The 26,872-nt window shown below is 60.9% G+C and carries 23 protein-coding genes and 1 pseudogene; 16 read left to right on the top strand and 8 right to left on the bottom strand.

Annotated elements, in window-relative coordinates:
- The first annotated feature begins 67 nt into the window (after window positions 1–67).
- The 6 genes from GUC32_RS20480 to GUC32_RS20455 are packed head-to-tail and all read left to right on the top strand — an operon-like array spanning window position 68 to window position 6,190.
- Window positions 68–592, top strand: a complete 525-nt coding sequence (locus tag GUC32_RS20480; protein ID WP_004937634.1) for a cupin domain-containing protein — start codon at window positions 68–70, stop codon at window positions 590–592.
- On the top strand, window positions 592–1,410 hold the full coding sequence (locus GUC32_RS20475) for an alpha/beta fold hydrolase (protein ID WP_141998936.1): 819 nt from the start codon (window positions 592–594) through the stop codon (window positions 1,408–1,410). The genes GUC32_RS20480 and GUC32_RS20475 overlap by 1 nt, the downstream gene beginning before the upstream one ends.
- On the top strand, window positions 1,407–2,201 hold the full coding sequence (locus tag GUC32_RS20470; protein WP_043141245.1) for an SDR family oxidoreductase: 795 nt from the start codon (window positions 1,407–1,409) through the stop codon (window positions 2,199–2,201). Before GUC32_RS20475 ends, GUC32_RS20470 begins: the two co-directional genes overlap by 4 nt.
- 15 nt (window positions 2,202–2,216) lie before the next feature.
- Entirely contained in the window at window positions 2,217–3,011 is a 795-nt protein-coding gene (locus GUC32_RS20465) for an aspartate dehydrogenase (protein WP_043141242.1), read from the top strand.
- Window positions 3,012–3,027: 16 nt separating this feature from the next.
- The gene (locus tag GUC32_RS20460; RefSeq protein ID WP_025304195.1) at window positions 3,028–4,497 is read left to right on the top strand and encodes an aldehyde dehydrogenase; all 1,470 of its coding nucleotides are present in this window, start codon (window positions 3,028–3,030) and stop codon (window positions 4,495–4,497) included.
- 52 nt (window positions 4,498–4,549) lie between these two features.
- On the top strand, window positions 4,550–6,190 hold the full coding sequence (locus GUC32_RS20455) for a thiamine pyrophosphate-binding protein (RefSeq protein WP_169541204.1): 1,641 nt from the start codon (window positions 4,550–4,552) through the stop codon (window positions 6,188–6,190).
- Window positions 6,191–6,231: 41 nt separating this feature from the next.
- Here GUC32_RS20455 and GUC32_RS20450 read toward each other — a convergent pair whose 3' ends face one another.
- Complete coding sequence (locus GUC32_RS20450; protein WP_016930039.1) at window positions 6,232–6,984, bottom strand: M48 family metallopeptidase; 753 nt, start codon at window positions 6,982–6,984, stop codon at window positions 6,232–6,234.
- 238 nt (window positions 6,985–7,222) lie between these two features.
- On the opposite strand from GUC32_RS20450, the gene tkt reads away from it, so the two are divergent.
- Entirely contained in the window at window positions 7,223–9,217 is a 1,995-nt protein-coding gene (gene tkt, locus GUC32_RS20445) for a transketolase (RefSeq protein ID WP_089180484.1), read from the top strand.
- A 69-nt stretch (window positions 9,218–9,286) separates the two neighbouring features.
- Here the strand turns inward: tkt and brnQ are convergent, their stop codons facing one another.
- The 3 genes from brnQ to GUC32_RS20430 form a co-directional block, all read right to left on the bottom strand.
- Window positions 9,287–10,609, bottom strand: a complete 1,323-nt coding sequence (brnQ, locus tag GUC32_RS20440; protein ID WP_169540595.1) for a branched-chain amino acid transport system II carrier protein — start codon at window positions 10,607–10,609, stop codon at window positions 9,287–9,289.
- Between the two features lie 213 nt (window positions 10,610–10,822).
- Window positions 10,823–11,704 (bottom strand): 2OG-Fe dioxygenase family protein, encoded by an 882-nt coding sequence (locus GUC32_RS20435; RefSeq protein WP_025304191.1) that lies wholly within the window; start codon window positions 11,702–11,704, stop codon window positions 10,823–10,825.
- Window positions 11,705–11,734: 30 nt separating this feature from the next.
- A complete protein-coding gene (locus GUC32_RS20430) occupies window positions 11,735–12,067 on the bottom strand; it encodes a tRNA-binding protein (RefSeq protein ID WP_025304190.1) in 333 nt (110 codons plus the stop codon).
- A 290-nt stretch (window positions 12,068–12,357) separates the two neighbouring features.
- On the opposite strand from GUC32_RS20430, the gene GUC32_RS20425 reads away from it, so the two are divergent.
- From GUC32_RS20425 to fbaA, 8 genes and pseudogenes are all read left to right on the top strand, one after another.
- The gene (locus GUC32_RS20425; protein ID WP_049296208.1) at window positions 12,358–13,275 is read left to right on the top strand and encodes a DMT family transporter; all 918 of its coding nucleotides are present in this window, start codon (window positions 12,358–12,360) and stop codon (window positions 13,273–13,275) included.
- A 164-nt stretch (window positions 13,276–13,439) separates the two neighbouring features.
- Window positions 13,440–14,528: an ABC transporter substrate-binding protein gene (locus GUC32_RS20420; RefSeq protein ID WP_043142713.1), complete on the top strand. Its 1,089-nt coding sequence runs from the start codon at window positions 13,440–13,442 to the stop codon at window positions 14,526–14,528.
- A gap of 78 nt (window positions 14,529–14,606) precedes the next feature.
- Window positions 14,607–16,376 (top strand): iron ABC transporter permease, encoded by a 1,770-nt coding sequence (locus GUC32_RS20415; RefSeq protein WP_342100054.1) that lies wholly within the window; start codon window positions 14,607–14,609, stop codon window positions 16,374–16,376.
- A complete protein-coding gene (locus GUC32_RS20410; RefSeq protein ID WP_043142690.1) occupies window positions 16,369–17,439 on the top strand; it encodes an ABC transporter ATP-binding protein in 1,071 nt (356 codons plus the stop codon). Before GUC32_RS20415 ends, GUC32_RS20410 begins: the two co-directional genes overlap by 8 nt.
- Before the next feature lie 63 nt (window positions 17,440–17,502).
- Window positions 17,503–17,631, top strand: a pseudogene (locus GUC32_RS20405) (LysR family transcriptional regulator); the annotation flags it as partial.
- Between the two features lie 311 nt (window positions 17,632–17,942).
- A complete protein-coding gene (epd, locus tag GUC32_RS20400) occupies window positions 17,943–18,959 on the top strand; it encodes an erythrose-4-phosphate dehydrogenase (RefSeq protein ID WP_004931582.1) in 1,017 nt (338 codons plus the stop codon).
- Window positions 18,960–19,029: 70 nt separating this feature from the next.
- Window positions 19,030–20,193: a phosphoglycerate kinase gene (gene pgk, locus GUC32_RS20395; protein ID WP_025160206.1), complete on the top strand. Its 1,164-nt coding sequence runs from the start codon at window positions 19,030–19,032 to the stop codon at window positions 20,191–20,193.
- Between the two features lie 116 nt (window positions 20,194–20,309).
- The gene (gene fbaA / locus GUC32_RS20390) at window positions 20,310–21,389 is read left to right on the top strand and encodes a class II fructose-bisphosphate aldolase (RefSeq protein WP_025304179.1); all 1,080 of its coding nucleotides are present in this window, start codon (window positions 20,310–20,312) and stop codon (window positions 21,387–21,389) included.
- Window positions 21,390–21,444: 55 nt separating this feature from the next.
- Here the strand turns inward: fbaA and GUC32_RS20385 are convergent, their stop codons facing one another.
- Window positions 21,445–22,113: a DUF1345 domain-containing protein gene (locus GUC32_RS20385; protein WP_025304178.1), complete on the bottom strand. Its 669-nt coding sequence runs from the start codon at window positions 22,111–22,113 to the stop codon at window positions 21,445–21,447.
- Window positions 22,114–22,318: 205 nt separating this feature from the next.
- On the opposite strand from GUC32_RS20385, the gene mscS reads away from it, so the two are divergent.
- A complete protein-coding gene (gene mscS, locus GUC32_RS20380; protein WP_025304177.1) occupies window positions 22,319–23,185 on the top strand; it encodes a small-conductance mechanosensitive channel MscS in 867 nt (288 codons plus the stop codon).
- A gap of 82 nt (window positions 23,186–23,267) precedes the next feature.
- Here the strand turns inward: mscS and GUC32_RS20375 are convergent, their stop codons facing one another.
- From GUC32_RS20375 to GUC32_RS20365, 3 genes are all read right to left on the bottom strand, one after another.
- Window positions 23,268–24,617: an MFS transporter gene (locus tag GUC32_RS20375; RefSeq protein ID WP_369435402.1), complete on the bottom strand. Its 1,350-nt coding sequence runs from the start codon at window positions 24,615–24,617 to the stop codon at window positions 23,268–23,270.
- Between the two features lie 187 nt (window positions 24,618–24,804).
- Complete coding sequence (locus GUC32_RS20370) at window positions 24,805–25,836, bottom strand: methionine synthase (protein ID WP_049206152.1); 1,032 nt, start codon at window positions 25,834–25,836, stop codon at window positions 24,805–24,807.
- A 25-nt stretch (window positions 25,837–25,861) separates the two neighbouring features.
- Window positions 25,862–26,839, bottom strand: a complete 978-nt coding sequence (locus GUC32_RS20365) for a DUF1852 domain-containing protein (protein WP_049296201.1) — start codon at window positions 26,837–26,839, stop codon at window positions 25,862–25,864.
- Between the last annotated feature and the right edge of the window lie 33 nt (window positions 26,840–26,872).

The following is a 26,872-nucleotide window of genomic DNA, read 5'->3' as shown; positions in this document are numbered from 1 at the left end:
CAGCCAACAACGCCACAGCGTGAAAGACGAAGGGGATAACCATTTGATTCAACAGAGGAGTGACAACATGTCTCAGGTTGAGAACAAAGCCGGCGTCAAGCCGCAGGATCTGTCGATGGAAAACTGGGTAGAGTCGCGCATCGCCCGTTTCGAGGGCCGCAAATACGACTGGAACGCGCTGAAATTCCAGGCCGACTTTGACCCGAAATACCGCCGCGCGCAGATGCGCTATATCGGCACCGGCGCCACCGGCGTGGCCAGCGACGCCAACACCATTCCGGCGGGCAACTTCACCTTCTCCACCATGGTGCTGCCGTCGAAGTGCGAGGGCCCACTGCACCTGCACGACGACGTGGAAGAAGTGTTCTTCATGCTGAAAGGCAGCATCACGCTGATGATTCAGGATGGCGAAGAGTATTACGAAACCAGGCTGAAAGAGCGCGATCTGATCTCGGTGCCGGCGGGCGTGTACCGCGGCCTGTTCAACCACGGCGAGGAAGAGGCGCTGATGTGCGTGATGCTCGGCACCGCCAAGCCGGAGATCCCGACCTATCCGGCGGATCACCCGCTGTCCAAAGTGAAGCGCAACTGATGAACGGCCTGGCGCAACGCCAACGGGCGCGCTGCGGGGCGTACACCCTGAGCTGGCGCGAGGCCGGGCAGGGGCGGCCGGTGGTGTTGCTGCACGGCATCAGCTCCGGATCCGCCTCGTGGATAAAGCAGTTTAACGACAGCGGCCTGACGGACGGTCATCGTCTGTTGGCGTGGGACGCGCCGGGCTACGGCGGCAGCCTGCCGTTGGCGGATCCGCAGGCTGACGCCGCCGGTTATGCGGCGGCGTTGGCGGCGCTGATTGATGAACTGCAGCTGGCGCAGCCGCTGATCGTTGGCCATTCGCTGGGAGCGCTGATCGGCAGCGCCTACGCCGCCGGCTATCCGGACGGACTATGTGGGCTGGTGTTGGCGGATCCGGCGCAGGGCTATGCCACGGCGCCGGAGGAAAAACGCCGGCAGGTGTACGGCCAGCGCCAACAGATGATAGAGACGCTGGGGCCGGTGGGCTACGGCGAGCAGCGGGCGGCGGCCTTGCTGCATGAAGAGGCGGATCCGCAGGACATCGCCTGGGTGCGCAACGGCATGCAGCAGCTCGATCCCGACGGTTTTCTGAGTGCCGCCTGGATGCTGGCTAACGACGACATCGGCCGCTATCTGGCGCGCTATCGCGGCCCGCTGGAAGTGTGGTGCGGTGAACAGGATCGCATTACGCCGCCGGAGAAGGCGGCCGAGCTGGCGCGTGAGCAAGACGCGACGCTGCGTCTGATTGCCGCCGCCGGTCACGCCAGCTACCTCGATGCGCCGGCGTGTTTCAACCGCTATCTGCGGGATTTTACGGGAGCAATCCAACGATGAATTTTCAGCTTGAGGATCGGGTGGCGGTGGTGACCGGCGGCTCGTCGGGCATCGGTTTCGAAACTCTGAAGCTGCTGCTGGCCGAAGGGGCGAAGGTGGCGTTCTGCGGCCGCGATCCAGACAAACTGGCCGGCGCGGAGGCCAGCCTGCGCGCGGACTTCCCGCAGGCGGAGATCCTGGCGCTGCGCTGCGACGTGCTGGATGCGCAGCAGGTGGCGCAGTTCGCCGCTCAGGTGACGGCGCGTTTCGGCGGCGTGGATCTGCTGATCAACAACGCCGGTCAGGGCTTCGTCGCCCATTTTGACCAGACGCCGCGCGAGGCCTGGCTGCATGAGGCCGAGCTGAAGCTGTTCGGCGTGATCAATCCGGTGCAGGCGTTCTTACCGGCGCTGGAACGATCGGCGATCGCGTCTATCACCTGTGTGAACTCGCTGCTGGCGCTGCAGCCGGAAGAACACATGATCGCCACCTCGGCGGCGCGTGCCGCGCTGCTCAACATGACGCTGACGCTATCGAAAGAGCTGGTGGACAAAGGTATTCGCGTTAACTCGATCTTGCTGGGGATGGTGGAGTCGGGTCAGTGGCGCCGCCGTTTCGAAGAGCGCAGCGATAAAGATCAAAGTTGGGAGCAGTGGACGGCGGCGATCGCCGAACGGCGCGGCATCCCGATGAAGCGCCTGGGCAAGCCGCAGGAGCCGGCGCAGGCGCTGCTGTTCCTCGCTTCGCCGCTGGCTTCTTTTACCACCGGCGCGGCGCTGGACGTTTCCGGCGGCTTTAACCGCCATGTGTAGCAGGGGCCGAAAAAGATGAAGAAGATCATGATGATTGGCTACGGCGCGATGGCGAAGGAAGTGATCGCCCGTTTGCCGGAAGGCGTGGAGGTCGGTTGGATCCTGGCGCGCGCAGCTCATCATGCGGCGATCGCCGAGGCTTTTGGCGGGCGGGTGCAGGCGCTGGCCCATCCTGGGCAGTGTTCGCAGCAGCCGGATCTGGTGCTGGAGTGCGCCAGCCAGCAGGCGGTGGCGGAGTTTGGCGAAGCGGTGCTGCAGCGCGGCTGGCCGCTGGCGCTGATCTCGACCGGCGCGCTGGCGGACGCCGCATTGCAACAGCGGCTGCAGCAGGTTTGCCGCCGCCATCACGGGCAGCTGATCGTGCTGTCCGGCGCGGTGGCGGGGATGGACGGGCTGGCGTCGGCGCGCGAAGGCGGGCTGGAGAGCGTGACCTATCAGGCCAGTAAAAGCCCGGCCAGCTGGCGCGGCAGCCCGGCGGAACAGTTGATCGATCTCGATGCGGTGAGTGAAGCGCAGGTGTTTTTTGAAGGTTCGGCGCGTGAAGCGGCGCGTTTGTTCCCGGCTAATGCCAACGTGGCGGCCACCATTGCGCTCAACGGCCTGGGGATGGACGCCACCCGGGTACGCCTGCAGGTCGATCCCGCCACCCGACGCAATACCCATCGCCTGCAGGTGTGCGGCGATTTTGGCGAGTTTCACATCGAGCTGAGCGGCACCCCGCTGGCGAGCAATCCCAAAACATCAACCCTGGCGGCGCTGAGCGCGGTACAAGCCTGCCGCCGTCTGGTGGACGGCGGTTTTATTGCCTGAACGGCAGGAGCGGAGCATGGAACGATTGAATATTTTTGTCGCCGGACGCTGGCGCGAAGGGCGTGGCGAAGAGATGGCTTCGGTATTCCCGGCCGACGGCAGCGTCAACGCGCGGCTGCGTGCCGCTAACGTCGAGGACGTGAATGAGGCAGTGGAGGCAGCGGAACGCGCCTGGCGCGCGCCGGAGTGGCGTGGGTTGGTGCCGCACCAACGCGCCTCGATCCTCTACCGCGTCAGCAACCTGATCCTGGCGCAGCAGGAACAGCTGGCCGAGCTGCAGACCCGCGACAACGGCAAGCCGCTGGCGGAGACCCGCGGGCTGGTGGCCAGCGCAGCGGCGACCGCGCGCTACTTCGCCGCCGCCTGCGAAGTGTTGGAAGGCGAATTGCCGACCCCGCGCAGCGCCGAGGTGATGACGCTCAGCCAGTATCAGCCGATGGGGGTGATCGCCGCCATCACACCGTGGAACTCACCGATCGCCAGTGAAATGCAGAAGGTGGCGCCGGCGCTGGCGGCGGGCAACGCGGTGGTGCTCAAACCGGCCGAAGCCACGCCGCTGATGGCGCTGAAGCTGGCCGAGCTGTTCGAACAGGCGGGCCTGCCTGCCGGGCTGCTCAGCGTGCTGCCGGGCAAAGGTTCGGTGATCGGCGAGGCGTTGGCGCGCCATCCGCGGGTGAAAAAGATCTCCTTTACCGGTGGGACCAGCACCGGGCGCCATTTGGCGCATATCGCCGCCGACAAGCTGATCCCCACCTCGTTGGAACTGGGGGGCAAATCACCGACCATCGTGCTGGAGGACGCCGATCTGGAACAGGCGGCGCGCGGCATCTGCTACGGCATTTTCAGCTCCGCCGGCCAGGCGTGCATCGCCGGATCGCGGCTGTTCGTGCATCGTTCGCTGTATCAGCCGCTGCTGGCGCGCTTGACCGAACTGACGGCGGGGCTGCGCATCGGCAACCCGCTGGTGCCGGGCGTGCACCTCGGCCCGCTGATCAGCGCCAAACATCGGCAAAGCGTGGCGGACTACGTGGCGCTGGCGCGGCAGGAGGGTGGCCGGGTGATCATCGGCGGCGAAGCGCCGGCCGATCCGCAACTGGCGAGCGGTAGCTATTACCTGCCGACCATTATTGAAGGCTTGAACAACGACGCCCGCGTGTGCCAGGAGGAGATCTTCGGCCCGGTGCTGGTGGCGCTGCCGTTCGACGACGAGCAACAGCTGATCGAACAGGCCAACGACTCGGTGTACGGCCTGGCGGCCGGCATCTGGAGCCGCGATTTCCCGCGGGCGATGGCGCTGGCGGAGCGGCTGGAAACCGGCACCGTCTGGATCAACACCTACAAAACGTTCTCGATTTCTACACCGTTCGGCGGTTTCAAGGAAAGCGGGCTGGGCCGCGAAAAGGGCCTGAACGGCATCAAGGCCTACATGCAGCAGAAAAGCGTGTATCTGGCGCTGAGCCATCAGGTGAACCGCTGGAGCGACTAGGCCGACACCTCTACGGATAACCCTAATAACGACTACCCTAAGAAGGCAGATGATGAGCGATAAAATCACGGTTGGCGAGGCGATAGCCCGGACTCTGGAACAGTACGCGGTGTCGGCGATGTACGGCATCATTTCGATTCATAATCTGCCGATCGCCGATGCGGTGGGGCAGCGCGATAAAATTCGCTTCGTGCCGGCGCGCGGCGAAGCGGGCGCGGTCACCATGGCCGACGCGCACGGGCGCTTCTCCGGCCTGGGCGTGGCGTTGACCAGCACCGGCGCCGGCGCGGGCAACGCGGTGGGGGCGATGATTGAGGCGCTCAACGCCAACACGCCGCTGCTGCATATCACCGGCCAGGTGGAAAAAGCCTATCTGGACGCCGACGCCGGTTTTATTCATGAAACCCGCGATCAGCTCGGCTTCCTGCGCGCCTGCTCCAAGCGCGCTTACCGGGTCAATTCGCCGGAGCAGGCGGTGGCGGTGATCCAGCGGGCGATCCTGGATGCGCAAACCGTGCCCTGTGGCCCGGTGGCGGTCGAGATCCCGATCGATATTCAAAGTAGCCTGGTGTCCCGTTCGGTGTTGACCGAAGCGTTGGCGCCGGCGCCGCTGCCGAAGGCGGACGATGCGGCGGTGGAGCGGCTGCATCAGCGGCTGAAACAGGCCAAGCGTCCGCTGCTGTGGTTAGGCGGTGGCGCCTTGGCCTGCGGCGACGCGGTGCGCAAGCTGGCGGACGCCGGCGTGGCGGTGATCTCCAGCACCCACGGGCGCGGCATTCTACCGGACAGCCATCCGCGCAGCCTGCGGGCGTTCCACAACTCGCCGAGCATCGAAGCGATCCTGACGCAGTGCGATCTGACGCTGGTGGCTGGTTCGCGCCTGCGCAGCAATGAAACCCGCACCTGGACGCTGCCGCTGCCGCGCCCGCTGGTGCAGATTGACATCGATCCGGCGGCGGCCAACCGCAACTATCTGGCCGATGAGCAGATCAACGGCGACTGTGCGGCGCTGCTGACGGCGCTGGCGGCGCGACTGGCCCCCGGCGAGAAGGTTAACGCCGAGTGGGATGCCGAGATCGCGGGGGCGGTGCAGCAGGCGGAGAGCGCGTTGCGTCAACAGTCCGGCGAATACGCCAAACTCAACGACGCCATCGACGCCGCGTTGCCGCAGGACGGATTGCTGGTGCGCGATATCACCGTTTCCGGCAGCGTCTGGGGCAGCCGTTTGTTCCGCGCGATCTCGCCGCTGTGCAACATTCACTCGCTGGCCGGTGCTATCGGCATGGGGCTGCCGATGGCGATCGGCACCGCGATCGCCAACCCGCAGCGCAAGGTGGTGGGGCTGGTGGGCGATGGCGGTTTGGCGCTGGGCCTGGGGGAACTGGCGACCATGGCGCAGGAACAGGTGAACATCACCCTGCTGATCATGAACGACGGCGGTTATGGCGTGATGCGCGGCATTCAGGACAAGTATTTCGCCGGGCGCCAGTATTACAACGAGCTGCATACGCCGGCCTTTACCCAGATCGCTGAAGCGATGGGGTTGAAAGCCTGGAAGGTGGACGCGGCGGCGCAGTTCAACGGCGTGCTGGCCGAGGCGATCAACTACCCGGGGCCGTCGGTGGTCGAGGTGGACATGAAACAGGTCGGGCCGCTGACTTTCGCCGGACCGCCGCAGAAGACGCTGTATTGAGACGATAAAAAACGCCCGGCGGTTGCCGGGCGTTCTCGTGGTTACTTCTCTGCCGCGATGCGATCGCGAATGTGCTGCGCGCGCGCTTGGGAAGACGGGTGATCGTCGAACATGCTGCTCTGACGGCCGGCTTCCATTTGGGCCAGTTTTTCGAAGCTGGTGGCCAGGCCGTTCGGATCGATGCCGCGCTTTTTCAGCAGATCGAACGAGTAATCATCCGCTTCGCTTTCCTGTTTCTGCGAGAACTGGGCGCTGACCAGCTTCTCGCCGATGTCCGCCAACTGCGACTGCGACAGCGAGCCGATGACGCCGCCGGCGGAGGACGCCGCGGTGCGCAGCGCCACGGTGCCGTAAGCCACCTGCATCGCTTTACGGGTGTGGCCCAGCGCCACGTGGCCCATTTCGTGGCCCAGCACGCCTTCCACTTCGTTGTCGTTCATCATGTCCATCAGGCCGCTGTAGACGCGGATACAGCCGTTGGCCATCGCCCAGGCGTTGACGTCTTTGGTCACGTAAACCTTATAGTTGGCCGGGGTGCCGTTGATGTTGTCGCCCAGCGCCGCAGCGATTTTGTTGAGACGCTTGGCGTAGGTGCTGCCGGCCGGCGCGATTTGTGCCTTGCTGTCCATCTCGGCGCAGGATTTATCACTCAGGGCCTTAACGTCGTCGTTGCTCAGGGTCGCCGCCTGGAACGCCTGCGCGCCGGACTGCATCAAGGTTTCGGTATTCAGGTTTTGACAGCCGGTTGCCAAGGTGGCAATGCCCAACGCAATCAAAGAGGTACGGATCTTCATAACGCTATCTTCCTGTGAAGGTAACAAGGTAAAAGAGTCATTTTGCTTTGAGGAAATCTTGTCGCAAGAGCCTAGTGTACGCCAGCTAAGGCGAGAATAGTGTTATTCCGAAAAAGCGTCCAATCGTGCTAATAAGTGGTGAACTCGCTCTCATTTGGCATTAGGGATTGCCGTTGTGATGTGGAGTCTGAGAAAATAGGGAACTTGACTGCTTTTTTTATCCGACCTGGAGTAAAACATGTCCTCTCGTAAAGAGCTTGCCAACGCCATCCGCGCACTCAGCATGGACGCCGTACAAAAAGCAAATTCCGGCCACCCGGGGGCCCCTATGGGCATGGCGGACATCGCCGAAGTCCTGTGGCGTGACTACCTCAACCACAACCCGACTAACCCGCACTGGGCTGACCGCGACCGTTTCGTGCTCTCCAACGGCCACGGCTCCATGTTGATTTACAGCCTCCTGCACCTCACCGGCTACGACCTGCCGATGCGCGAGCTGGAGAACTTCCGTCAGCTGCATTCCAAAACCCCGGGGCACCCGGAGTACGGCTACACCCCAGGCGTTGAGACCACCACCGGTCCGCTGGGCCAGGGTATCGCCAACGCCGTCGGCTTCGCCATCGCCGAACGCACCCTGGCGGCGCAGTTCAACCGCCCTGGCCACGACATCGTCGACCACCACACCTACGCCTTCATGGGCGACGGCTGCATGATGGAAGGTATCTCGCACGAAGTCTGCTCCCTGGCCGGCACCCTCAAGCTCGGCAAGCTGACTGCCTTCTACGATGACAATGGCATCTCCATCGACGGCCACGTCGACGGCTGGTTCACCGACGACACCGCCCTGCGTTTCGAAGCCTACGGCTGGCACGTGGTGCGCAACGTTGACGGCCACAACCCGGACGCCATCAAGGCCGCGATTGAAGAAGCCCGCAAGGTGACCGACAAGCCGTCGCTGCTGATGTGCAAGACCGTTATCGGCTTCGGTTCGCCGAACAAGGCCGGCACCCATGACGTGCACGGTGCCGCGCTGGGCGCCGCCGAAGTGGCCGCCACCCGCGAAGCACTGGGCTGGAAATACGCCGCCTTTGAAATCCCGCAGGACATCTACGCCCAGTGGGACGCCAAAGAAGCCGGTCAGGCCAAAGAAGCGGCCTGGAACGACAAGTTCGCCGCCTACGCCAAGGCCTTCCCGGAACTGGCTGCCGAGTTCAAGCGCCGCATGAACGGCGAGCTGCCGGCCGACTGGAAAGCCGACGCCAAAGCGTTCGTGGAAAAACTGCAGGCCAACCCGGCCAACATCGCCAGCCGCAAGGCGTCGCAGAACGCGCTGGAAGCGTTCGGCAAGGTGCTGCCGGAGTTCCTGGGCGGCTCTGCCGACCTGGCGCCGAGCAACCTGACCATGTGGTCCGGCTCGAAAGCGCTGAACGTTGACCCGGCGGGCAACTACATTCATTACGGCGTGCGCGAGTTCGGCATGACCGCCATCACCAACGGCATCGCGCTGCACGGCGGCTTCCTGCCGTACTCGGCGACCTTCCTGATGTTCGTGGAATACGCCCGCAACGCGGTGCGCATGGCGGCGCTGATGAAGCTGCGCAACGTGTTCGTCTACACCCACGACTCCATCGGTCTGGGCGAAGACGGCCCGACCCACCAGCCGGTGGAGCAGCTGGCGAGCCTGCGCGTGACCCCGAACATGAGCACCTGGCGCCCGTGTGACCAGGTGGAATCGGCGGTGGCGTGGCAGTACGGTATCGAGCGCAACGACGGCCCGACCACCCTGGTGTTCTCGCGCCAGAACCTGACCCAGCAGCCGCGCAGCGCAGAGCAGCTGGCGAACGTGTACCGCGGCGGCTACGTGCTGAAAGACTGCGCGGGCACGCCGGACGTCATCCTGATTGCCACCGGCTCCGAAGTGGGTATCACGGTGGAAGCGGCGGACACGCTGACCGCAGCGGGCCGCAAAGTGCGCGTGGTGTCGATGCCGTCGACCGACGCGTTCGACAAGCAGGATGCGGCGTACCGCGAGTCGGTGCTGCCGGCGGCGGTGACGGCGCGCGTGGCGGTGGAAGCGGGTATCGCGGACTACTGGTACAAGTACGTGGGCCTGAACGGCGCCATCGTGGGCATGACCACCTTCGGTGAGTCGGCGCCGGCGGAGCAGCTGTTCGCCGAGTTCGGCTTCACCGTGGACAACGTGGTGGCCAAGGCGCAAGCGCTGCTGAAGTAAGCCGCCGGGCGCAAGCCGATACAAAAGCCGGTCATCATGACCGGCTTTTTTTATGGGCGGAAACCGCGCTTACGACGCGGTCTTGATGCTTTCGGCGCTGCGCAACCGGTCGTAAGCCGCCGCCAGCAACAGCACCAGCAGCGTAGGCTGCAGCCAGACCAGACCCTGTTCGGCCAGCGGCAACTTATCGAACCAGGTCGGCAGCAGGCCGCTGAAGCTGGAGGCTTTCAGGCCGTCGGCGAGGCCAAACACCAGGCTGGTAGCGATCACCGGCGCGAAGACGCGCTTGGCGCTGCGCCAGCGGTTCTGGCTGAAGCTGAGCAATACCAGCGCGATGCAGGGCGGGTAGATCGCCGTCAGCACCGGCAGCGAGACGCGGATCAGATTGGCCAGCCCCATGTTGGAAACCAGCATGGCGAAGAGGGCGAGGATAACCACCAGCGTGCGGTAAGAGAGCGGCAGGTAGCGGGAGAAGAAGTCCGCGCAGGCACAGGTCATGCCGACCGCCGTCACCAGGCAAGCGATGAACATCAGCACCGCCATAAAGACGCTGCCCAGATCGCCGAAGGTGTGCTGCACATAGGCGTGCAGGATTGCCGCGCCATCCTGAGCATCGTTCCCGACCAGGCTGCCGCTGCCGGCGCCGAGCTTGAACATGCAGATATAGACCAGAGTCAGGCCGACGCCGGCGATCAGGCTGGCCCAGAGGGTGTAGCGCAGCAGCAGGCCGCTGTCGCTGACGCCGCGCGAGCGGGCGGCGGTGACGATAATCGAGCCGAACATCAACGCCGACAGCGTGTCCATGGTTTGATAACCCTGAACGAAGCCGGTGGAAAACGCCGCGGCCTGATAGCTGCCGACGGCGGAGACCGGCGCACCGGCGGGCCAGACCAGGGCGGCGATGCCGAGCGCGGCCAGCGCCAGAATTTTCAGCGGCGCCAGAATATGGCCGACGTTGTCGAGCAAGCGGCCGGGATACAGCGACACGACCATCGCCAGGGTAAAGAACAGCAGGCTGTAGATGAACTGCGGCAGGGCGCCGTCGCCGGTGAAGGGCGCGATGCCGAGGGCGAAAGAAACATTGGCGGTTCGCGGGGTGGCGAACAGCGGGCCCAGCGCCAGATAGCAGACGGTCGCCAACAGCAGGCCGGCTGTGCGGCCGATGGGGCCAGTCAGCAGGCTGATGCTGCCGCCGACGCGCGCCAGCGCGATCACGGCAATCACCGGCAGGGCGACGGCGGTCACCATAAAACCGAGGGCGGCCGGCCACAGATGCTCACCGGACTGCAGCCCCACTAGCGGGGGGAAAATGATGTTGCCGGCGCCGACAAACAGGGCGAAGGTCATAAAGCCCAGGGCGATAATGTCTTTCGGGGATAAACTCTTGGTCATAACGGTATGGCACTGCCTGTATTCATGAAATAAACGGCCTGGCTGCGGAATGAAGCACTGCAGGAGGAGGCGCGTGGGGCAGCGTAAGCCCGCAAAAATTTTCGTCCGGCAGGATATAATAATTCGGCGACAAAAACCTGATTAATCCAGCGCTGTTTACCCCGGCGTGAACCGGCCGCACAGAGGGATCCTGGCGGCCGGCCCGGCAGCGCGTTAGCTCGCGCGCGCCACCATGTCTATCGACAGCGGGATTTCGATATGCGGTTTAAAAGAGTCATACGCGAAGGAGACGTGGCCGTCTTCGACCGGTTTACGGGTGAAAAAGATCAGCATATCACGGGTCGAATGCCGGCGTTTGTCCTGCGCTTCCACCGGTGAGAGGCTGTGTTTGCGCTCATGGTCGACAATCAGCAGGGTATCGAGGAAATGCCGATGCTGTATTTCGCCCAAAATCCATTCCGGCCGGGCGCGATCGAATTTGATCCCGCTGGTTTCGCGCATATCGTGAATAAAGGTCTTGGCGCTGTCGTCGGTCATGTTGTCGCAGCCGAGGAAGGTCGTCATGGTGTGGTCGACGCCGTCGCTGTGTACGCCTTCCAGCGCCGGTTCGCCCAACATCTGCGGCGTGGTGACGGTGCGCAGGTTGAACACCGTGCAGACGAATTTGTTGATCTCCTGATTAAGCCGGGGGCGCGGCGTCACGCTCACGCCATCGATCACGTAGGCTTTGAATTTCATCAGTGCCTGAAATGCCGTATTCAACTGCAGATCGTCGTTGATGCCGCGGAAATGGCGCACCTTTCCCGAATCGTAGCGGATGAAGTCTTCCTCGACCGAGAGCACGAAAGGCTGGAACTCCAGCCGCTCAATCTGGGCGCGATCGAAGTCGAAGCAGAAGCGGCCGTTTCTGGACTTGCGGAAAGGCAGTGTGGGATCGTCCGCCAGATTGGCGCTGACCTGCTGCAGCCTGGCGAAATCTTCCGGCCGCGCGCCCAGCGCCAGCAGGATCGCTTGCATGGTGGCGCCGGGGATAAAGGCTGAACGGTGTTCCTGGTACGCCTTCTTAACTTCATCAAGCAGGGATAACTGTCGCATTTCTCGGTGGCCTCACGAATGATGTGGCGATTATAAAATCTTGCTGCCGATCTCCACGTCGACATCGGGTTTCAGCAAGACAGTGCCTTGATCCCGGGTGACCGCGGCAAGTACCAGCACTTCAGATTTAAATCCGGCAACCCGCCTGGCGGGGAAATTAACGACGGAGATGACTTTTTTTCCAAGCAGATCATCTTCCTGATAGTTTTCGCATAATTGCGCCGAGCTGTTTTTAATGCCAATTTCTTCGCCGAAATCAATGCGCAGCTTATAGGCGGGTTTTAATGCCTTGTCGTTATATTCCACGGAAATAATTTCGCCAATACGCATATCCAGTTTCATAAAATCAGTGATTTCGGCCATGAGTCAGTCCAGTTAATTAAGTGGCTTCAGGAAGGCTAGCAAAGGGGAATTATTCCGACAATGCCGCCAGGAGGGGAATAGTTATACCGGATGTAGCAATTAATTTACATTATCGTAACGTGGTGGAATTAATTATAAGCTTGGTGAATTATATAAAATTGAAACTTCATTATTTCCCGCAATTATGTTCACCACGCCTGCTTGGTGCCAGCGTCGATACTGTTAAGCCCGTGTTAAATTGGTTAGTATGCTCTGCATTAATTCATCAACGGCATTTTTTAGGTAGTGATATGGAAATAACCCAGCGCGAAAAACGCGATCGGCGAAAGGCATTTATTGCGCCGTTTTTCCTGATATTAATTTGGTCGACCGGTTTTATTGCCGCGCGGGCGGTGGCGGATCATGCCGATCCCAACCTTTTCCTGACCTTTCGCTTTTTGATCGCCGCGGTAGTATTCGCTCTGCTGGCGCTGCATTGCGCCTGGCCCAAGGGGCGACAGTTCGTAATGCACCTGCTGACCGGCATGTTGATGAACGGTGTTTACCTTGCCGCAAGCTGGTGGGCGGTGGCGAACGGCCTGGCGGCCGGAGTGATGTCGCTGATCGGCGGATTGCAGCCGCTGTTTACCGCGCTGATTTTCGCGCTGGTGCTGCGTAAGCCGATCGGGTTACGTTCCTGGGCCGGGCTGGCGGTCGGTTTTATCGGCGTTGCGCTGGTGCTCTCCCCGCGGCTGACCGGCATCGACGTCGGCAATATGGCGCTGCTGCCGATCCTGATGGGGTTTGGCAGCATCGTTGCGCTGACGATAGGCATCATGGTGCAGAAGTCTTCGCTGGCAGCGGCCGATCTGCGGGCGGCAGGCGCCATTCAGCACCTCGGCGCGGCGATCGTGACCGGCGTACTGGCGGCTGTAATGGGCTCAGGCGCCTGGGACAATTCGCCAACGCTGTGGTTCTCGCTGCTGTGGTCGGCCGGCGTGTTGTCGCTGGGCGGCACCGCGCTGTTCATTTGGATGGTGCGCCACGGCGATTTGACTCGCATTACCGCGCTGATGCTGCTGGTGCCGCCGGCGGCGGCGCTGCAGGCTTACGCGCTGTTTGGTGAGGCGTTGTCGCTGGTGCAGCTGGCGGGATTTGTTCTGACGCTGCTGGGGGTTGCCATCGTACAGCGAATTCGCCTGCGGCGGCGCTCTCACCTGGCCGAATAGTCTGCGATAGGAAGTGCTGTAAAGCCCGCGCTGCCGGGCTTTTTATTGGCTGAAAAACGTCCAACCTCACAAAACCGAAAGATAACAAGCAACACCGTTGCCTCGTCATAAATATTAACTGTATGTTAATTTTTGGTTTATTAAATGTGATCAGGGGATGGATGATGATGAAAAAAATCAGCGCGACCGTAGCTGCTATCACCTTACTGGGCTCCGTTTCCGCCTATGCGGCCTTCCCGGCGGGCTACCCCGCCGACTATCAGAAACTGGTCGACGGCGCGAAGAAAGAAGGCAAGGTGGTGATTTATTCAACCACCGACACCAAGGCGGCGGCGCCGCTGATCCAGGGGTTCGAGGCGTTGTATCCGGGCATCAAGGTCGAATACAACGACATGAACAGCACCGAACTGTATAACCGCTTTATCAGCGAGCAGGCGGCCGGCGGCACCAGCGGCGACCTGGTGTGGAGTTCGTCGATGGACACCATTTTGAAACTGGCGGGCGATTACGCGCAGGAGTATGCCTCTCCGGAGCGGGCTCAGCTGCCAAAATGGGCGGTATGGCAAGATAAAGTGTATGGCACCACCTATGAGCCGGTGGTGTTTATCTATAACAAACGGCTGATCCCGCAGGGCGATGTGCCGGATTCACACGCGGCGCTGGCTAAACTGATCGCCGGCCAGACGGACAAATTCAAGAAGAAAGTCACCACCTACGACATCGAAAAATCCGGCGTCGGCTTCATGCTGTCGGTGCAGGACTTCAAGGCCGATCCTAACTACTTCAAAACGCTGGCCGACGTGGCCAAGGGCGGGCTGGCGGTGCAATCTTCCACCGGCACCATGATGGAACGCGTTTCCTCCGGTGAAAACCTGATCGGTTTCAATATCCTCGGTTCATACGCCGAGGCCCGCGCCAAGAGCGATCCGTCGCTCGGCATCGTCTATCCGAAAGACTATACCCTGGTGCTGTCGCGCGTGAGCTTCATCAGCAAAGAGGCCGGCAACCCTAACGCCGCCAAGCTGTGGTTCGACTACGTGCTGTCGGAGAAAGGACAAAATATTCTCGCCAATCAGGCGGATATCCCCTCGATCCGCAACGACATCGAAGGCAAGAACGACATCGATGGCATGACCAAGCTGCTGGGCAACGCGCTCAAGCCGATCCCGGTCGATGACAGCCTGCTGGAATATCTGCAGCCGGCCAAGCGTCTCGACTACATCAAACAATGGCGCGCCGCCGCGGCGAAATAACAGGGACTGCATTCGGACGCGCGCCTGTCGCACGGGCGCGCGCCCTTTGGTCGTCGTTTACAACCATAGGGAGCATTTATGCAAGCATGGCGCAGAAAGTGGCAGAGCCTGCCGCGCGGCCTGGTGGTGTTGATAACCGCGCTGGTTATCTATGTCCCCCTGTCGTTTATCATCATTCAAAGCTTCCTCTCGGCTCCGTTTTTCTCTCCCTCCAAGGTCTTCAGCCTGGAGGCCTTCGAGTTCATCTTTACCGATCCGGATTTCTACAAGGCGCTGAAAAGCGGCTTTATTCTGGCATTCGGCCTGGTGATTATCGCCATCCCGCTCGGCGGCATTTTGGCCTTTCTGATGGTGCGCACCGATCTGCCGGGGCGGCGGATCATCGAACCGCTGATTTTGGTGCCGATCTTCGTGTCGCCGATGGTGCTGGGTTTCGGTTACGTGGTGGCGGCGGGGCCGGTCGGCTTCTTCTCGCTGTGGGCGGAAGCGTTGCTGGGCTTCGTGCCGTGGAACATCTATTCGATGGCCAGCATCGTGGTTATCGCCGGGTTGACGCACGTGCCCCACGCGTATCTGTATATATCCTCGGCGCTGCGCAGCGTGGGCTCCGACGTTGAAGAAGCGGCGCGCACCGCCGGCGCTACGCCGTTGCAGGTGATGACCGCCGTCAGCCTGCCGATGGTGCGGCCGTCTATCTTGTACGCCGGGGTGCTGCTGTTCTTCCTCGGGCTGGAGGTGTTCGGCCTGATGCTGGTGCTGGGGGATCCGGAAGGCAACCTGGTGCTGGCGACCTACCTGTATCAGTTGACCAATAAGCTGGGCACGCCGTCTTACCACCTGATGGCGGCGGTGGCGGTGGTGTTGATCTGCATCACCATTCCGCTGGTGATGCTGCAGCGCCGGCTGATGCGCACCGCCAACCGCTTCGTCACCGTCAAGGGCAAAGCCTCGCAGGCGCGCGCGCTGCCGCTCGGCAAATGGCGCTGGGTGGCCGGCGCGGTGGTGATGTTCTGGCTGACCGTGACCATCGGCGTGCCGCTGATCGGCGTGGTGCTGCGCGCCTTTATCTCCAACTGGGGCGTGGGCGTGTCTGTCTGGGACGAACTGTCGATCAACACCTTCCGCACCATCTGGGCGCAGCCTAACCTGCTGCGCGCCATCGTCAACTCGATGGCGATCGGGGTGATCGGCGGGGCGCTGGCGGTGGCGTGCTATTTGTTTATCGGCATTGCCATGCACCGCAAGCCGGATGGCGCCACGCGCTTCCTCGACTACAGCGTGCTGGTGCCGCGCGCGGTGCCGGGGCTGTTGGCCGGCCTGGCGTTCCTGTGGGTGTTTCTGTTCCTGCCGATGTGGCTGGACAAATCGCTTAAGGAAGGCTGGCTGTCAGTGCTGCCGATGGCCGAATGGCTGCACGAGAACGTGATCGTCTGGCTGCGTTCGCTGCGCAGCACCATCTTCAGCGTCTGGCTGGCCTACACCGTGGTGTGGATGGCCTATGGCCTGCGGCTGATCTCTTCCACGCTGCTGCAGGTGGGGCCGGAACTGGAGGAAGCCGCGCGCAGCGCCGGCGCCAGCCGCGGCCAGATCACCCGCCACGTTACCATTCCGCTGTCGCGCTACGGCCTGATCGGCTCCTGGCTGCTGATGTTCCTGATCTTTGAACGCGAATATTCCACCGGGGTTTATCTGCTGTCTCCGGGCACGGAAACCATCGGCTCGATGCTGGTTTCCCTGTGGGCCGCGGGCGCCATCGATATCGTCGCCGCGCTGTCGTTCATCAATATCCTGCTGGTGGTGCTGGGGCTGGGGATCGCCTTGCGCTTTGGAGTGAAATTACATGATTGAACTTTCGGTAGAGAACCTGCATTTGACCTATGGCGACAACCCGGTGCTGAAAGGGGTGTCGATGGATCTGAAACGGGGCGAAGTGGTCTCGCTGCTGGGCCCGTCGGGCAGCGGCAAAACCACGCTGCTGCGGGCGGTAGCCGGGCTGGAGAAACCGAGCCAGGGGCGGATCGTCATCGGCAACAGCGCGGTGTACAACGGCAGCGCACGCAGTGAAATTCCCGCCGAAGAGCGCAATCTGGGGCTGGTGTTTCAGTCCTACGCCCTGTGGCCGCATAAAACGGTGTTTGAGAACGTCGCTTACCCGCTGAAACTGCGTAAGACTGCCTCGGCGGAAATCGCCCAGCGGGTGCAGGCGGTGCTGGATCAGCTCGGGCTGGGGCATTTGGCCAAACGCCATCCGCACCAACTCTCCGGCGGCCAACAGCAGCGCGTGGCGATCGGGCGCGCGCTGGTCTACAACCCGCCGGTGATCCTGCTGGATGAGCCGCTGTCCAACCTTGACGCCAAGCTGCGCGAAGAGGCGCGAGTATTCCTGCGCGAGTTGATCATCAAGCTGGGTCTGTCGGCGCTGATGGTGACCCACGATCAGAACGAGGCGATGGCCATTTCCGATCGCATCCTGCTGCTCAATAACGGCAAAATCGAACAGCAGGGCACGCCGCAGGAGATGTACGGTTCGCCCACCACGCTGTTCACCGCCGAGTTCATGGGCAGCAACAACCGGTTGCCGGGCAAGGTCGTCGCGCTGGAAGGCGATCGGGCGCGCATCGAAGGTAAGGATTGGGCGCTGTGGGGCAAAGCGGGCGAAGGCGTGCAGGTCGGGCAGGAGGGCACGGCGGTGATCCGCGTCGAGCGCGTGCGGTTGGGCGAAGATCCGCAGGGCAACCAGCTTGAGCTGCCGTTGCTGACCAGCATGTATCTCGGCGATCGCTGGGAATACCTGTTCCGCACCGTGGCCGAAGATTTCGTGGTGCGTGCCTATGGCCACGAGGCGCGCGATCAAACGCTGTGCCGGCTCTCCCTGCCGGCCGAGCATTTGTGGATATTCCCGAAAGCCTAATAAGGACGCCCGCCGATGCGGGCGTTCCTTTTACAGAGTTAAACCGCTAGCAGCGATCTTTTCTGGGCGGTGTACGTTTCCCGGCTGGCAACGTCGGCGAAAGTGCGGGTGACGGTCGAATTTTTGCGCGACTATTTTCGTGAGCACTACGGCGAAACGGGGCCGGCGAGCGAAAATTCGTCGCGGTCTTGAGGCCAAAAATGTGCGCCAGATCATCTTATGCTCGTAAAACTCCCGTCCGTTACCTGAGGAACTGTCGCACCTGTTCCTTTTGCCAAAACTTTGGTTTATGCTCAGCTGAAGCGTTTCAGTTGAAGCACTCTTCAACAGAAATGCCGATGTGACGGCGGTGAAAAACCGCTGAAGCGCGGGAATAATGCAAACTCGGCGATTCACAGCGGGCGGTACGATCCACTACTCTATGCGGGTTAGTGAGACAACCAGTCAGCGCCGGGCGGCGCCGGTGAGTCACCCGGCGTGGACGGCCCTTTTTCAGGAGCAGCATGACCATCCGCATAGCGATAAACGGCTTTGGCCGCATCGGCCGCAGCGTATTGCGCGCACTGTACGAATCGGGACGACGGGCGGAAATCTCCGTGGTGGCGATCAACGAGCTGGCGAACGCCGAAGGCATGGCCCATCTGCTGAAGTACGATTCCAGCCACGGCCGCTTTGCGTGGGATGTGCGGCAAGAGTGCGACACGCTGAGCGTCGGAGACGACGCGATTCGCCTGTTGCATCAGCCGGCGGTGGAGCAGTTGCCCTGGGGCGAACTGGGCGTCGACGTGGTGCTGGACTGCAGCGGCGTGTACGGCAGCCGGGCGGATGGCGAAGCCCATCTGGCGGCGGGGGCGAAGAAAGTGCTGTTCGCCCATCCGGGCGGCAACGATCTGGACGCCACCATCGTGTTTGGCGTCAACCATCAGACGCTGCTGGCGGAACACCGCATCGTGTCCAACGCCTCGTGCACCACCAACTGCATTATTCCGGTGATCAAGCTGCTGGACGACGCCTACAGCATCGAGTCCGGCACCGTGACCACCATTCACTCGGCGATGAACGATCAGCCGGTGATCGACGCGTATCACGCGGATTTGCGGCGCACCCGCGCGGCGAGCCAGTCGATCATTCCGGTCGATACCAAGCTGGCCGCGGGCATCACTCGCATCTTCCCGCAGTTTTGCGATCGCTTCGAGGCTATCTCGGTGCGCGTGCCGACCATCAACGTGACGGCTATCGATCTTAGCGTCAGCGTGAGCGCCGCGGTGAAGGTGGCGGAGGTCAACCAGCTGTTGCAAAAGGCCGCACGGGAATCATTTCGTGGTATAGTTGACTACACGGAATTACCATTGGTCTCGATTGATTTTAACCATGACCCGCACAGCGCTATCGTCGACGGTACGCAGACCCGGGTCAGCGGGCAGCACCTGATAAAGACCTTGGTCTGGTGCGACAATGAATGGGGCTTTGCCAATCGGATGTTGGATACAACACGGGCAATGGCCGCCAGCGGTTTCTAGTACGGCGGCGCCGGCGTGATGGGCGCGCTGCTCAGGCAATTTTATAGAGATTCAATAAAGAGGGTTCACCATGTCTGTAATTAAGATGACCGATCTGGATCTGGCGGGTAAACGCGTACTGATCCGCTCCGATCTGAACGTGCCGGTAAAAGACGGTAAAGTGACTTCCGACGCGCGTATCCGCGCTTCCCTGCCGACTATCGAAGCTGCGCTGAAGCAAGGCGCCCGCGTGATGGTAACCTCCCACCTGGGTCGTCCTACCGAAGGCGAGTACAACGAAGAATTCTCCCTGCTGCCTGTGGTCAACTACCTGAAAGATCATCTGAAATCCCCAGTGCGTCTGGCGAAGGATTATCTGGATGGCGTCGACGTCGCCGAAGGCGAACTGGTGGTGCTGGAAAACGTCCGCTTCAACAAGGGCGAGAAGAAAGACGACGAAACCCTGTCCAAGAAATACGCGGCGCTGTGCGACGTGTACGTGATGGACGCGTTCGGCACCGCGCACCGCGCGCAGGCCTCCACCCACGGCGTGGGCAAGTTCGCGCCTGTCGCCTGTGCCGGCCCGCTGCTGTCCGCCGAGCTGGAAGCGCTGGGCAAGGCCTTGGGCAACCCGGCCCGTCCGATGGTCGCCATCGTGGGCGGCTCTAAAGTCTCCACCAAACTGACCGTGCTGGATTCCCTGTCCAAAATCGCCGATCAGCTGATCGTCGGCGGCGGCATCGCCAACACCTTCGTGGCGGCGCAGGGCAACAACGTGGGCCAGTCCCTGTACGAACCGGATCTGATCCCGAACGCGCAGAAACTGCTGGAAACCTGCGACATCCCGGTTCCGACCGACGTGCGCGTGGCGACCGAGTTCTCCGAAACCGCGACCGCGACCGTGAAGCAGGCCAACGAGATCCAGGACAACGAGCAAATTCTGGATATGGGCGACGTCTCTGCCGAGCGTCTGGCCGTTATCCTGAAGAACGCCAAGACCATTCTGTGGAATGGCCCGGTTGGCGTATTCGAGTTCCCTAACTTCCGTAAGGGCACCGAAATTGTCGCCCGCGCGATCGCCGATAGCGACGCTTTCTCTATCGCTGGCGGCGGCGACACTCTGGCAGCCATCGATCTGTTCGGTATCGCTGACAAAATTTCCTACATCTCCACCGGCGGTGGCGCATTCCTGGAATTCGTTGAAGGGAAACCGCTGCCTGCAGTCGTGATGCTGGAAGAGCGCGCTAAGCAGTAATTCAGACAACGGGAGGCGAAAGCCGCCCGTTTGTTTTATACCGCGCGGCTCACGCTGCGCGGCGTGAAAACATCGATTTACATCCATCTACGGCCGACGAAACAGGACAAAGTAACATGTCTAAAATTTTTGATTTCGTAAAACCGGGTGTCATCACGGGTGATGACGTTCAGAAAGTCTTCGCAGTTGCTAAAGAGAACAACTTTGCGCTGCCAGCGGTAAACTGCGTGGGTACCGACTCCATCAACGCAGTGCTGGAAGCCGCGGCTAAAGTGCGCGCGCCGGTTATCGTTCAGTTCTCCAACGGCGGCGCCGCGTTCATCGCCGGCAAAGGCGTGAAGACCGATGTGCCTCAGGGTGCAGCGATTCTGGGCGCTATCTCTGGCGCACACCACGTTCACCAGATGGCTGAACACTACGGCGTGCCGGTGATCCTGCACACCGACCACTGCGCGAAGAAACTGCTGCCATGGCTGGACGGCCTGCTGGACGCCGGCGAGAAGCACTTCGCCGCTACCGGCAAACCGCTGTTCTCTTCCCACATGATCGATCTGTCTGAAGAATCTCTGGAAGAAAACATCGAGATCTGCAGCGCCTACCTGAAGCGCATGGCCAAAATCGGCATGACGTTGGAAATCGAACTGGGCTGCACCGGCGGTGAAGAAGATGGCGTGGACAACAGCCATATGGACGCTTCCGCACTGTACACCCAGCCGGAAGACGTGGCTTACGCGTACGAAAAACTGAACGCCATCAGCCCGCGCTTCACCATCGCAGCCTCCTTCGGTAACGTGCACGGCGTGTACAAGCCAGGCAACGTTAAGCTGACTCCGACCATCCTGCGTGATTCTCAGGACTACGTGTCCAAGAAATTCAACCTGCCGCACAACAGCCTGAACTTCGTGTTCCACGGCGGTTCCGGTTCTACCGACGCAGAGATCAAAGAGTCTGTGGGTTACGGCGTGATCAAAATGAACATCGACACCGACACCCAATGGGCGACCTGGGATGGCATCCTGCAGTACTACAAAGCGAACGAAGCTTACCTGCAGGGCCAGCTGGGCAACCCGAAAGGCGCCGATCAGCCGAACAAGAAATACTATGATCCACGCGTATGGCTGCGCGCAGCGCAGACCAGCATGGTGACGCGTCTGGAGCAGGCTTTCAAAGATCTGAACGCGGTAGACGTTCTGTAATCTTCGGCACCTGTTGCACGTGCATAAGGCTCCCTGCGGGGAGCCTTTTTCGTTTTCAGCCCAGCAGGCCGGCACCGACGTTGATCGACAGGCCCAGGATCAGCATGTTGAACACGAACGAAATAACCGACTGCACGAGCGCGATTTTACGCACCTCCGCGGCGCCGACCGCCACGTCGGCCGTTTGCGACGCGACCGCGATGGTGAAGGAGAAGTAGGCAAAGTCCAGATAGGTCGGCTCGGTGAGATTGCCGGGAAACAGCAGCGGCAAGGGATCCTGCTGTGCGCCCTGACGGTAAAACTGATGGGCATAGTGCATGGTGAAGGCGGTCGGCAGCAGCAGCCAGGAGACTGCCAGCGTTGCGCCGGTTAACGCCAGATGTAACGTTTTCAGCGAGTCGCTGGCCTGTTTGGCGCTGCTCAATTCGAACAGGATCGCCAGAATGCTCACCAGACAACCGAAACTGACCAGCGCCAACACCGTGCTGGCGCTTTCATCCTGTCGCCGAGCGATCTGGCGAATGTGCTGCGGTGTGCTGACCAGCATCAGCCGCCAGAGAAACAGCAGATAGAGCCAGGCCAGCGTATTCCAGCCGATCATCAGGCGCTGCAGCAACGAGAGCTGGGCGGGCAGCAGCAGAAAGCACAACAGCCCGGCACCGACGGAAAACAGCAGCCTGGGCCGCACTTGCCAATAGTGTTTGAGCGAAGAGCGAATGTGCATGAAGAACGGATCCCTAGTCGTGAAATAGCCAACGCGCTGTTTTCAGCATAGAAGACGCGGCGGGCGGTTTCGGCTATTTTTAACGCTGACGGTTGGCATGAGCCTTTAATGTTGGTTACCCTTAGGCGGTGGTTTCCTACTGGCTGCCGAGGCCAGTGTATTTTTGCGAGTTTCTCCCGTTAGGGACTGAGTTAGGACGACACGAATGAAAGATTTGAATGTAGTAGACGGCATCAACGGTGCCGGCAACTGGTTGGTGAAGAACCAGGATCTGTTGATCCAGTACGCGGTGAATATCGTCGCCGCCATCGTTATCCTGATCATCGGTTCGATCGTGGCCCGCGTGGTCGGCAATGCGCTGAACCGCGTGATGAAGCTGCGCGGCATCGACGCCACGGTGGCAGACTTCCTGTCGGCGATCGTGCGCTACGGCGTGCTGGCGTTCACCTTCATCGCCGTGCTGGGGCGTGTCGGCGTGCAGACCACCTCGGTGATCGCCGTGCTGGGTGCCGCCGGTTTGGCTGTCGGTCTGGCGCTGCAAGGCTCGCTGTCTAACTTCGCCGCCGGCGTGCTGCTGGTGATCTTCCGCCCGCTGCGCGTGGGTGAATATGTCGATCTGGGCGGCGTGGCCGGTACCGTCGATCAGGTGCAGATTTTCTCCACCACCCTGCGCACCGCAGACAACAAAACCATCGTGGTGCCGAACGGTAAAATCATCGCCGGCAACATCATCAACTACTCCCGCGAGCCGAACCGCCGTGTGGATATCGTGGTGGGCGTGGCCTACAACGCCGATATCGACGTGGTGAAGAAGGTGCTGGGCGATGTGATCGCCGCCGACAAACGCATCATGCACGCTAAAGGCGTGACTGTGCGTCTGAACGAGATGGCGCCATCTTCCCTGAACTTTGTGACCCGTTCCTGGACCACCAATGCGGAATACTGGAACGTGTACTTCGATCTGATGGAAAACTTCAAGCGCGCGCTGGATGCCCACAACATCGGCATTCCGTTCCCGCAAATGGACGTGCACCTGTATCGCACCGAAGACGCTTCCGCCAAGGCGGAATAACACAGAAGGGGGCCTTGGCCCCCTTTTTTTACTGCAGGCCGAGACGCTACCGATGGCGTCTCGGCCTTTTCTTTTAGGGCGGTCAGATGTCCGCTGCCGGCTCCGTGAGCGGCACGCGGCGGCGCAGGCTGAGGCGATAAAGCAGGAAGATGGCGGCGGCGCCCAACAGCGCCGGCAGCGCCAGCCAGAGGAAGAGCACCTCCGTCGAGCCGGCGGCGGTCATCATCCAGGCGCCGAGCATCGAGCCGACGATCGAACCAAAGCGGCCATTGGCCATGGCCCAACTGACGCCGGTCACGCGGGCTGCGGTCGGGTAAAGGGTGGCGGAAACCAGGTTCAGGCCGTTCTGCGCGCCGGCCACGCCGAAGCCGATAAGGAACACGACGGCGGCCAGCGTGTAGACGTCGCCCATCAGATACCCGGTGGCGCCAATCACCAGCGCGGCACCCAGGTAGGAGACGGCCAGCACGCGGTAGGGCCCGACCCGATCCATCAGCAGCGCCATCAGAATGGCGCCCAGGGTGCCGCCGAGCGGCACCATCGCGCCGATGCGCGAGGCGTGGGCGATATCGAAACCGGCGTCTTTGAGGATCGTCGGCAGCCAACTGGTGAGCAGGTAAAACACGAACAGCGAACAGAAGAACGCCGCCCACAGCAGCAGGGTGCGCACGGCGCGCCCTTCGATAAACAGATGCGAGATCGGTGATTTGATCTGCGCCGGACGCTCGTCATCGACAATCGTCACACCGGCCCAACGCTGGCCGGTGATACGCTCGACCACCCGGCGCAGCCGATCGGCATGTTTGGCGCTGGCGGCCATAAAGCGTACTGATTCGGGCATCTGCCAGGCCAACAGCGGCAGCAGCGCCAACGGCGCGATGCCACCGACCAGCAGCAGGCCGCGCCAGCCGAACGCCGGGATGATCTGCCCGGCCAGCAGGCCGCCCAGGGCTAACCCAGCGGTAAAGCCGCTCCAGCTCAAGGTGACCATCAGCATGCGGCGGCGCGCCGGTGAGTACTCCGAGCTGAGGGTGATGCAAGTTGGTATTGCGCCCCCGAGGCCAATGCCGGTGATGAAGCGCAGCAGGGTCAGGGATTCGATCGAATGCGTGTAGGCCGAAGCCAGGGTGCAGCCGCCAAACACCAGCACCGCGACGAGCAGCACGCGTTTGCGGCCGAAGGCGTCGGCGATCGGCCCGAACAGCAGGCTGCCGATCAGCAGGCCGAACAGCCCCGCACCGAAGGCGGGAGAGAGCTGAGCGGGCAGCAGATCCCACTCTTCGCGCAGCGCCGGGGCGATATAGCCGATGATGGCGGTATCGAAACCGTCCAGCAGGGCAATGAGGAAACACAGGGTGAGGATCAGGATTTGGTAGGGGGAGATCCTGGCGCGATCGATGATTTCGCTGATGCGAGCGGTATTTGGGCTCATGGTTATTCCACTGTTATTCGGCTGGTGTGGGCTGGCTGAGGGCTGTTCAGGCCAGGCCTGAACCAAAACCGCTGTGGCTGGCATCGCGTAGAAATCCGAGTATACACCAGAGCGGGGACGTTGCGGGGAGGGGGAATTGATGATAATCGCCCGCCACAGGAGGTGCCTGTGGCGGGCGCTGGCAAGGTTATTTGGCTAACAGCTCTCGGCGCACGATCTCGGCACCTGCGCTTAACGCATTCAGCTTGCCGCGGGCGACCTGACGGGGCAGGGGGGCCATGCCGCAGTTGGTCGACGGATAGAGCTTGTCGGCATCGACAAACTGCAGCGCTTTGCGCAGCGTAGCGGCCACTTCCTCTGGCGTCTCAATGGCATGATTCGCTACGTCGATGGCGCCGACCATCACCTTTTTGCCGCGGATCAGTTCAAGCAGGTCCATCGGCACGTGCGAGTTATGGCACTCCAGGGAGATGATATCGATGTTGGACGTTTGCAGTTTCGGAAACGCCTCTTCATATTGCCGCCATTCCGAGCCCAGCGTCTTTTTCCAGTCGGTATTGGCTTTAATCCCATATCCATAGCAGATATGTACGGCGGTTTCACACTTAAGCCCTTCAATGGCTCTTTCCAGAGCGGCAATGCCCCAGTCATTCACCTCGTCAAAGAACACGTTAAATGCGGGCTCATCAAACTGAATAATGTCGACGCCGGCGGCCTCGAGCTCTTTAGCTTCCTGATTGAGGATCTTGGCGAACTCCCAGGCCAATTTCTCGCGGCTTTTATAGTGGTTGTCATAAAGCGTGTCGATCATGGTCATCGGCCCCGGCAGGGCCCATTTAATCGGCTGCTTGGTCAGCTGGCGTAAAAATTTGGCGTCTTCAACGAAAACGGGTTTTTGGCGCGAGACCGCCCCCACAACGGTTGGCACGCTCGCCTCGTAGCGATTGCGGATTTTAACCACTTCGCGTTTCTCGAAATCGACGCCGCTGAGGTGTTCGATAAACGTCGTGACGAAGTGCTGGCGCGTTTGCTCGCCATCGCTGACGATATCGATGCCGGCCTGTTGTTGCTCTGCCAGCGACAAACGCAAGGCGTCCTGTTTCCCTTCGATTAATTCTTCATTCTGCAATTTCCAAGGCGACCACAGGGTTTCCGGTTGGGCCAGCCAGACAGGTTTGGGCAAGCTGCCGGCGGTCGACGTAGGGAGCAATATTTTCATAATAGATGACCTGTATTTGAGTGAATCAAAGCGCGTAGTGAGCAGACCATTGCTCAAGAAGAGGTTTGTAGGGTTTGATAAATTGCTCTTCCGTAAATTTCCCCTGCTCAATCGCTAACTGGCTACGCTCTTCGCGATCGTAAACAATCTTGGTTAATGAATGATCCTGGTTATTCAGGCTTGGCTGATAGCATTGCCCCGCCGCCGAGTTGGCATTGTAAATTTCAGGCCGATAAATTTTCTGGAAGGTCTCCATCGTGCTGATGGTGCCGATCAGTTCCAGATCGGTGTAATCGCTCAGCAAATCCCCGGGGAAATAAAACGCCAGGGGCGCGACGCTATTTTTCGGCATGAAGTAGCGCACCTGCAGGCCCATTTTTTTAAAATACCGGTCGGTCAGCGAAGCGCCGTCTTGCCGATACTCGTCGCCCAACACCGGGTGTTGATTGCCCGTCCGATGGTAGGTGTCTTTGCTGGACACGCTGAGGCAGATCACCGGCGGTTTGCTGAAATTTTCATGGTATTCGTTTGAATTGACGAAGTGCTTAAAGATATTGCCGTGCAAATCGCCGAAATCATCCGGAATGGTAAATTCCGCCGTGTTTTTATTGTGCGCCGGCAGCAAGACGCTAAAGTCGTAGTCGCGCACGTAAGAGGAGAAATTGTTCCCAACGATGCCCTCGATACGCTTTTGCGTTTTTTTATCAATGATGTTGGTTTTCAGGATTTCGATCACCGGGAAGCTGGCACCCTGATCTTCAACGCGCATCTCAACCGAGATGATTTCAAGCTCGACCGAATAGCGATCGGCCTTGGGGTTATCCCAATGCGCCAACGTATTGAAGCGGTTGTTAATCATCACCAGCGTATTGCGCAGGTTCTCCCGGCGGTTTTCCCCTCTGGCCAAATTGGCGAAGTTGGTGGTGATACGCGTACTTTCAGAAGGGTTATAATCTTCATTGAAAGAACTGCTCTTAATCGTAAAGGTAAAGTCTCTATTCATCGTCTTATAGCATCCTGTTATATGATATGAAGG

It is taken from the genome of Serratia sp. NGAS9, from assembly GCF_009905295.1.
GTDB lineage: Bacteria > Pseudomonadota > Gammaproteobacteria > Enterobacterales > Enterobacteriaceae > Serratia > Serratia bockelmannii.
The sequence above is the reverse complement of the archived record's forward strand: the minus strand, read 5'-3'. Positions and strand labels throughout refer to the sequence as shown.